Below are 8,238 nucleotides of genomic sequence, written 5' to 3' on the forward strand. Positions count from 1 at the left end.
GCCTCAACGTGGGGTCCGTGCAGCGGTTACGCCGTCCGCACTTGGTCCACGGCGGGAAGGCGTGCGGGGGGTCGCCGTCCGCACTTGGTCCACGGCGGGAAGGCGTGCGGGAGGTCGCCGTCCGCACCTGGTCCACGGCGGGAAGGCGTGCGGGGGCGCCTCCCGCACCTGGTCCACGGCGGGAAGGAGTGCGGCAGGCGCCGACAGCGCTCTTCCACCGCGGGAAGAGGTGCGGGAGGTGTCCTCGCGGGACGTGCGCTCACTTACGATAGCCTCCCGGAGCGGCACCGCCCGCACTTGGTCCACGGTGGGAAGGCGTGCGGGAGGTCGCCGCCCGCACCTGGTCTACGGCAAGACAAGGTGCGGGGGCGCCGCCCGCACCGTTTCCCACCGTGGACCAAGTGCGGACGGCGACCTCCCGCACCATTTCCCGCTTTGGACATGGCACCGTCGGCGACCGACGTGCCCATGTTCACGAGTCAACCGGGTGCCCGGGCTCACCTCGGGTCGCTGATATGGCCGGGGTTCCTCTGCGCTGAAGCGTTTACAGCGGGCTCGCCAGGGCGCACACGGCGTGAGGGGTGAGGGTGGCCTCGGCGCGGGCGAGGGCGCGGACCACGGCGGTGCCCTCGGAGAGCGGGGTCCGGGGTGGGGTGCGCTCCTCGACGCAGCGGAGGAAGTGCGCCACCTCCAGGGCGAGGGGCTCGCCAGGGTCGAGGCGGATCTCGCGTTCGATGGCGAGGGGTTCGTCGACGACGAGGGAGCGTCCGCGGGTCGTCGCGAGCAGGATGCGGTCGGGGCTCCGGACCTCGTCGAACCAGGCGACGCGGCGGGTGCCGGTGACGCGCGTCCAGCGCTCCTTCACGGGACTCGTGCGGCAGAGGGTGAGCTTGGCGCGCAGGCCGCTCTCCAGGCGCGCGGTGAGCGCGATGCTCTCTCCGGGGGGGGCCTCGGCGTGGGCCGCGATGTCGCGCAGAGGACTCGGATCGAGGGCGCCGAGGACGGCGAGGTCGTGCGGCCCGAGCGCCCAGAGCGTGGCGCGCGGATCTAGCGCGCCGACGGGAGCACGAAAGGAGCGGCGGGTCGCCGAGAAGCGGCGCGGCTCTCCGAGGTCGCCGCTCTCACACAGATCGAGAAGCCGCGTGACCGCCGGGTGGTAGCGGAGCAAGTGCCCCACCATCGCGATACGCCCGAGCGCCGCCGCGCGCGCTGCACAGCGCTCGGCATCGGCAGGCGCAAGCGCGAGTGGCTTCTCCACGAGCACATCAGCCCCGGCATCGAGCGCCCGCAGCGTCAGCTCCGCATGACTCTCCGGCGGCGTGGCGATCACCACCGCGTCGATCCCCACCCCGAGCGCCTCGTCCAGGCTGGGTACCCACCGCGCCCGCGGCGCAATACCTCGCGCCACCTCACGCCGCGTCCCTGCGAGGTCCGCCACCGCGACCACCTCGGCGCGCGGATCATCCGCGAGCACCCGCAGCACGTTCGCCCCCCACACCCCGCAGCCAACCAGCCCGACGCGCACGCTCACCGCACCACCACGCATCCCGCGCTTATCGACCGCACCTCCACCATCGCGCCTATAGCCCTTGCCCACCCCGACGACCAGCACCCTCACCCAACCCCGCCGGCCCCCCTCACGCCACCCCCGACGCCCCTCACCCTAACCCTCACGTCCCTCACCCCAACCCCCACGCCCCCCCGAACCTCGCGTCCCACCGACCCCGCCAGCGCCAGCGGGGAGTGCGTGCGGGGCGAGCGGGCGTGGGGGAAGCCGCTGTCTGAGCATCCTCTGTCCGCATCCCATGCGGACAAAGGATGCGAGTTAGGAGGGGCCCCCACGCCCGCTCGCCCCGCACGCACTCCCCGCTGGCGCCCCCCGGGATCAGGCGAGGTAAGCGCCCAGCGCCCTGAACCGCCGGTACCGGTCCTCGACCAGCTCCTCGTCCCGCAGCTCATCGAGCGACGTCAGCGTCGACCACAGCGCCCTGTCGAGGCGCACCGCCGCATCATCGTGGTCCTGGTGTGCGCCACCCGTCGGCTCTTCCACGATCGCATCCACGACCCCGAGCTGGAGCAGATCCGGCGCCGTGATCTTGAGCTGCGCCGCGGCCTCATCGGCGCGGCTCCCATCCTTCCAGAGGATGGCCGCGCACCCCTCGGGCGTGATCACCGAGTAGCAAGCGAACTCCATCACCAGCACCCGGTTCGCAACGCCGAGCGCCAGCGCCCCGCCAGACCCACCCTCACCGATGATGGTGGCCACGATGGGAACACTCGCGCGGGCCATCGCCCCGAGCGCCGCCCCGATGGCCTCGCTCTGACCCCGCTCCTCGGCGCCGATGCCGGGGTAGGCGCCCGGCGTATCGATGAAGGTGAGGATGGGGAGACCGAAGCGGTCGGCCATCTCGTAAAGGCGAATCGCCTTCCGGTAGCCCTCGGGGTGCGGCATCCCGAAGTTGCGCTTCAGGTTCTCCTTCGTCCCGCGGCCCTTCTGGTGACCGATGACCACCACGCTGCGGCCGTGGAACTTGGCGAGGCCGCCGATCACCGCCGCGTCTTCCGCGTAGCGCCGGTCGCCCTTCAGCTCCACCCAGTCCGTGAAGAGCCGCTTCACGTAGTCGAGGGTGTAGGGGCGGTTCGCGTGCCGCGAGAGCTGCACCTTCTGGATCGCCGAGAGGTCGGCGAACAGCTCGCGGGCGAGGCGGTTGGTCTTCTCTTCGAGGCGCGCCAGCTCGGGCTCGAAGCGCGGGTCGGACGCGGCGAGCGCCCGCAGCTTGCGTACCTTGTCGATCAGCTCGGCGACGGGTCGTTCAAATGGGAGGATGACTGCTGCCACAGGGTCGAGACCGGGAAAGAGGGGCGGGAAAGGGGGTGGGGACGAACAGGGAGGCTTTCAGTCAGCCCGCCGCCGTGGGCTCCGAGACGTAGACGTTCCCGGGGACCTGCGCCATAGGGCGCTCGCGGATGACGTTGAAGACGCGCAGGGGCCGCTCCTTGCCCTTCACCTTCGCGGGGGGAAGCTCCTGGGTCTCGAAGCGGGCGCCGAGCTTGGCGTAGGTGTTCTCGCTGATCACGATCTGCCCCGGCAGGGCGACGGAGCAGAGGCGGGCCGAGGTGTTGGCGACGTCGCCGATGACGGTGTAGCTGAGCGCCTTGGAGCTGCCGATGTAGCCGGCGACGAGGGGGCCGGTGTGCACGCCGATGCCGATCGCCAGCGCCGAGCGCGACTGTTCGAGGCGCCGACGGTTGAACTTGCCGAGCACCTCGCCCATCTCGAGCGCGCACTGGATGCTCCGGAGCGCATCGTCGGGGTGCTGCACGGGCGCGCCCCAGAGCGCCATGATCCCGTCGCCCATGAACTTGTCGAGGGTGCCCTCGTACTTGAAGATGGTGTCGACCATCTCCTCGAAGTACTCGTTCAGCATCTCGACGAGTTCCTCCGGGCTCGCGTTCTCGCTCATGTTCGTGAAGCCGCGGATGTCGCTGTTGAAGACGGTGCACTCGTTGACGCGCTGGCCGCCCTGCTTCACCTCGAGCTGGCCGTTGATCACCTGCTCGGCGACGTTCGGCGAGAGCAGGCGGCGGAGGCGCTCGCGGCTGACGATCTCGTTCTCGATCTTCTTCCCGAGGATGTTCACCTCGATGAACATCGAGGCCTGGTAGGCGATGGAGGTGACCAGCTCCAGGTCCTTGGGCTGGAACTGGGCGAGCATCTCGGAGTCGAGCCAGAGGACGCCGAGCACCTCGTTGTTGTGCTGGAGCGGGGCGACGAGGGGCACCACGATGGCGGAGCTGATCCGGTTCAGGATCATGCTCTTGCCCTTGGAGGCGGCGAAGTCCATGGCCGCGTCGTGGGTGAGCACCGCGGCGCGCTCGGCGACGACGTGGTCGAGGATGGTGGAGGAGACGCTGATCGGCGTCGTCGTGCCGTCGCGGCGCTGCATGGCGCGGGGCAAAAGCTCGCCGCCCTCGTCGCGGAGGAAGATCACGCCGCGGTCGGCGCGGATGAACTTGAAGATGCTGGCGAGGATCTTCTCGAGCAGGCGCGTCGTGTCGCGCTCGGCGGCGATCTCGCGGCTCAGCTCGTGGGAGAGGCGGAGGCGCTCGTAGTCGGCGCGGAGCTGGGCCTGATCGCCGGAGAGGCGCTCGAAGGCGAGGAAGCCCTTGTCGACGGCGGCGATCTGGGTGCCGATCTGCCGGGCCTGCTCCTGCACGTCGATGCGCGTGCCGTAGATGTGGCCGGGGTGCAGGCGGGACGGGGTGTTGGTCGGCGAGCCCGGCAAGGGGCCCGTGCCTCCGGGGCCGTAGCCAGGCGCGCCCGGGCCGGGTTGCTGGGGAGACGGCGGCGCCGGCGCCGACACGTGAGGCGGCGACGGCGGGTAGCCCGGAGGCGACTGCGCTCCGGCAGGGCGACCCGCGCCCTGGCCCTGCGAGGCATACGGGTAACCCTGCTGCGGCTGGCCTGCGCCAACGCCCTGGGCCGGGACGGGTCCGGGCGCGGCGGGCTGGGGCCAGGGGGGAGGCTGGGCCACCTGAGCGGCCTGAGGGTCGTCGAAGCGGCCGCGGGTCGAGCCGAGGGCGATCTCGTCGCCGTGCTTCAGACCCTGCTCGCCGCGGACGCGCTCGTTGTTGATGAACGTGCCATTCAGGCTGCCGAGGTCCCGGAGGACGTAGTGGTCGCCCCGGAGCTCGATGATGCAGTGCTCCTTCGAGACGATCTTGTCGAGGAGCTGGATGGAGTTGTTGGGATGGCGCCCCAGTGAGTTCACGGGCCGCAGATCAATCGCCTGCGTTCCTTCGGCGGTCTGCAGGATGAGGCGGGCCATCGGTGCGGGCAGATTACCCGCGGCCGGGCAGCCGTTCAATCGTCCGCCAGTCCGGGTGGGTCGGTGTGGGCATTTGCGGAGAGGTCACGCGCATGGAGGCTCCGGGGACTTTGCGCCCATGGAAAGCCGGGTTACGCCGCGTGCATGGATGCCGATCTCCTTCTCGCCATCGATCAGGGCACGACCGGGACCACCGCGCTCATCATGGAGGCGTCCGGCGCGACGCGGGGGCGGGCGACCCGGGAGTTCCGCCAGCACTTTCCGGCGCCCGGCCTGGTGGAGCACGATCCCGACGAGATCTGGGAGAGCGTGGGAGACGCGGTGCGGGAAGCGCTGGCGACCGCGGGGGTGCGGGGGGAGCGGATCCGGGCGATCGGGATCACCAACCAGCGCGAGACGACGGTGGTGTGGGAGCGGCGCTCGGGGAGGCCGATCCACCGGGCCATCGTGTGGCAGGACCGGCGGACCGCGGACCGGTGTGCCGCGCTGCGGGCCGCGGGCCACGAGCCCACGGTGAAGGCGACCACGGGCCTGGTGCTGGACCCGTACTTCAGCGGGACGAAGCTCGCCTGGATCCTCGACCACGTGGGCGGGGCGCGGGCGCGGGCAGAGGCGGGGGATCTGGCGTTCGGGACCATCGACAGCTTCCTCGTCTGGCGGCTGTCGGGCGACGCGCAGTCCGGGGGCGAGGCGGTGCACGCGACGGACGTGACGAATGCCTCGCGCACGCTGCTGATGAGTCTTGAGACGCTCGACTGGGACGAGCGGATGCTGCGGATGCTGGGGGTGCCGCGGGCGATGCTGCCGCGCATCGTGGGGTCGGCGGAGCGGGTGGCGGTGACGCGCAACGTGCCGCACCTGCCCGACGGGATCCCCATCGCGGGGATCGCGGGCGACCAGCAGGCAGCGCTCTTCGGTCAGGCGTGCTTCGGGGTGGGAGAGGCGAAGTGCACCTACGGGACGGGGGCGTTCGCGCTGGTGAACGTGGGGGGGAAGCCGCTGCACAGCCGCTTCGGGCTGCTCACGTCGGTGGGGTGGCGCATCGGGGACGAGGTGGTGTTCGTGCTGGAGGGGAGCGCGTTCATCGCGGGGGCGGCGGTGCAGTGGCTGCGCGACGGGCTCGGGGTGATCGAGCGCGCGAGCGACATCGAGGCGCTGGCGCGGCAGGTGCCGTCGAGTGACGGGGTGATGTTCGTGCCGGCGATGTCGGGGCTCGGGGCGCCGTACTGGGACCCGGAGGCGCGGGGGCTCATCTGCGGGATGACGCGGGGGACGACGAAGGCGCACCTGGCGCGGGCGACGCTGGAGGGAATCGCGCACGAGGTGGCCGACCTGCTCGGGGCGATGGCCGAGGACCTGGGTCAGCCGCTCCTCCGGATGCGGGTGGACGGGGGGGCGGCGGCGAACGATCTGCTGATGCAGTTCCAGGCCGACGCGGCGAACATCACCATCGATCGGCCCACCGAGCTGGAGTCGACGGCGCGGGGCGCGGCGATGCTGGCAGGGGTGGGTGTGGGCATGTTCCAGAACAAGTCGGACGCAGCCCAGATGGCCAAATTGCAGCGGACCTTCTGGGTCGAGATGGACGAAGCCGAGCGGGCGGCGCACCGGCAGCGGTGGGCCGAGGCGGTGAGCCGTTCGCGATCCTCCGTCCCGCGCGGGTGAGCCCCGAGGATCTCGGGGATCCGCGGGAGGGAAGTTTCTGGTCCGAGGAATCAGCCGTGTCCCGGGCGGGTTCTGGCTGAGAACCCAAGATCACCCCGGAAGTTCTATGACGATGGCGCAAATCCGTTCAAACTTGGTGCACTTGAAACTCGGCGCCCGGGCAGCCCACCGGGAGGCCGCAGTTGCTTCGAGTGACGAGGAAGACATGCCGAACAACGACAACCCTTCAGCCGGCGGGGCCGCGATGCGCGACATCCCCATCGACTGGGAGGCCCTAGAGGACGCCTTCGAGAACAACGCCCCCGAGGTCCACTCGTACCTGCACCTCGGCACGGGCGACGTGCTGCGCGTGGTGGACGGCGTGGCCGATCCGCAGATGCACGCGCGGATCGCGTCCGACCTCAACTACCTGCGCATCGACCCGGTGAGTTCGCGGGAGCAGTACCGGTGGATGGAGCGCTACATCCCGATGGTGGAGGACCCGGAGCTGCAAGGGAAGCTCACCCAGGCCATCGACGGAAAGGGCGCGTTCCGTCGGTTCAAGGACGTGCTGATGCAGTACGGGCCGGAGCGGGAGCGGTGGTTCTCGTTCCGGAGCGAGCGGCTCCGGATCTTCATGGAGGCATGGTTGAACGCCCACGCGCTGAGCCCCGTGGCGCGGCCGATGTGGGTGCCCGAGGCGCCCGCGCCGCGGCATCCCGGGGACGCGCCCGCCCCGAGCGAGCCGCAGGAGACGCGCGAGGGGCGCGAGGGGCGCGAGGGGCGCGAGGGGCGCGAGGGGCGCGAGGGGCGGCGCGGTCGGAGCGTGGAGTCGCTGCGTAAGCACGTGCGCGAGATCGTGGAGGCCCTCGGGCCGCGGGATCTCGACACGCTGACGGCCTTCGCGGAGTTCCTGAAGGCGCGCCGGGCGGCGCGGTCGTTCGTGCAGCACCAGGCCTACGAGCCGCACGGCAACGACGAGGAGGGAGGCCCGGCGTCGCAGGAGGTGCCCTCCTCGGAAGGGCCTTCGGGCGAGACGTCGCTCGGGTCGCTGAAGGACGGGCCGGCCAGCGCCGAGACGCGCATCGAGCGCGCGCCCGCGGGCGGCGTGGGCTGACGCGCGTCGTGGTAAGAGTGCCGCACGGAACCGGACGGGAGGTTTCGTGAGGCACTCCATGAGTGGGTTCGAAGGAGACAGCATGCGGTCGAGCAAGGCCCTCGTTCTCGGGGTGATCGTGGCATGGTCGGCGGGCTGCGGCTCGGCCAAGGTCGAGGTGGAGCCGGCGACGTTCGCGCAGCCGCAGCCGCAGCCAGCGCAGCTCCAGCCGGCTCCGGCGCCCGCGCCTGCGCAGGTGGCGGTGGGCGATGCGGTGCTGGAGGGCGATCGGATCCGGATCGCCAAGAACATCTTCTACGACACGGACAAGGACGTGGTGAGCCCCGAGTCCCACGGGGTGCTCAACAACGTGGCCGAGATCGTGAAGACCCACCCCGAGATCACCCAGCTCACGGTGGAGGGGCACACCGACAATCAGGGGTCGACGGAGTACAACATCAAGCTCTCCGAGCGCCGCGCCAATGCGGTGGTGCGCTACCTGGTGAGCGTGGGGGTGAAGACGCCGATGGTCGCGCCGGGCTACGGCGCCGCCTCGCCGGTGTGCATGACGCCCGACGAGGCCTGCAAGGCCCAGAACCGCCGCGTCGAGTTCCGCGTCAAGCGCAGCGGGTTCTGAGTCCCACGGCAGGGGCTCGCGCCCATCGAGGA

General features: G+C 71.0%; 6 protein-coding genes. 3 read left to right on the forward strand and 3 right to left on the reverse strand.

The window, feature by feature from the left end:
- Positions 1 to 544: 544 nt before the first annotated feature.
- The 3 genes from CAP_RS42880 to CAP_RS42890 form a co-directional block, all read right to left on the reverse strand.
- The gene (locus tag CAP_RS42880) at positions 545 to 1,546 is read right to left on the reverse strand and encodes a Gfo/Idh/MocA family protein (protein ID WP_231512030.1); all 1,002 of its coding nucleotides are present in this window, start codon (positions 1,544 to 1,546) and stop codon (positions 545 to 547) included.
- Between the two features lie 339 nt (positions 1,547 to 1,885).
- Complete coding sequence (locus CAP_RS42885; protein ID WP_044252471.1) at positions 1,886 to 2,839, reverse strand: acetyl-CoA carboxylase carboxyltransferase subunit alpha; 954 nt, start codon at positions 2,837 to 2,839, stop codon at positions 1,886 to 1,888.
- A gap of 61 nt (positions 2,840 to 2,900) precedes the next feature.
- Positions 2,901 to 4,829 (reverse strand): adenylate/guanylate cyclase domain-containing protein, encoded by a 1,929-nt coding sequence (locus CAP_RS42890; RefSeq protein WP_052376931.1) that lies wholly within the window; start codon positions 4,827 to 4,829, stop codon positions 2,901 to 2,903.
- 144 nt (positions 4,830 to 4,973) lie between these two features.
- Here CAP_RS42890 and glpK point away from each other — a divergent pair, with 144 nt between their 5' ends.
- From glpK to CAP_RS42905, 3 genes are all read left to right on the forward strand, one after another.
- Complete coding sequence (glpK, locus tag CAP_RS42895; protein ID WP_044252475.1) at positions 4,974 to 6,494, forward strand: glycerol kinase GlpK; 1,521 nt, start codon at positions 4,974 to 4,976, stop codon at positions 6,492 to 6,494.
- 205 nt (positions 6,495 to 6,699) lie between these two features.
- Positions 6,700 to 7,590 (forward strand): UPF0158 family protein, encoded by an 891-nt coding sequence (locus CAP_RS42900; RefSeq protein WP_081865852.1) that lies wholly within the window; start codon positions 6,700 to 6,702, stop codon positions 7,588 to 7,590.
- Between the two features lie 82 nt (positions 7,591 to 7,672).
- Complete coding sequence (locus CAP_RS42905) at positions 7,673 to 8,206, forward strand: OmpA family protein (RefSeq protein WP_044252478.1); 534 nt, start codon at positions 7,673 to 7,675, stop codon at positions 8,204 to 8,206.
- Positions 8,207 to 8,238: the final 32 nt, after the last annotated feature.

This window comes from Chondromyces apiculatus DSM 436 (assembly GCF_000601485.1).
Taxonomy (GTDB): Bacteria; Myxococcota_A; Polyangia; order Polyangiales; family Polyangiaceae; genus Chondromyces; species Chondromyces apiculatus.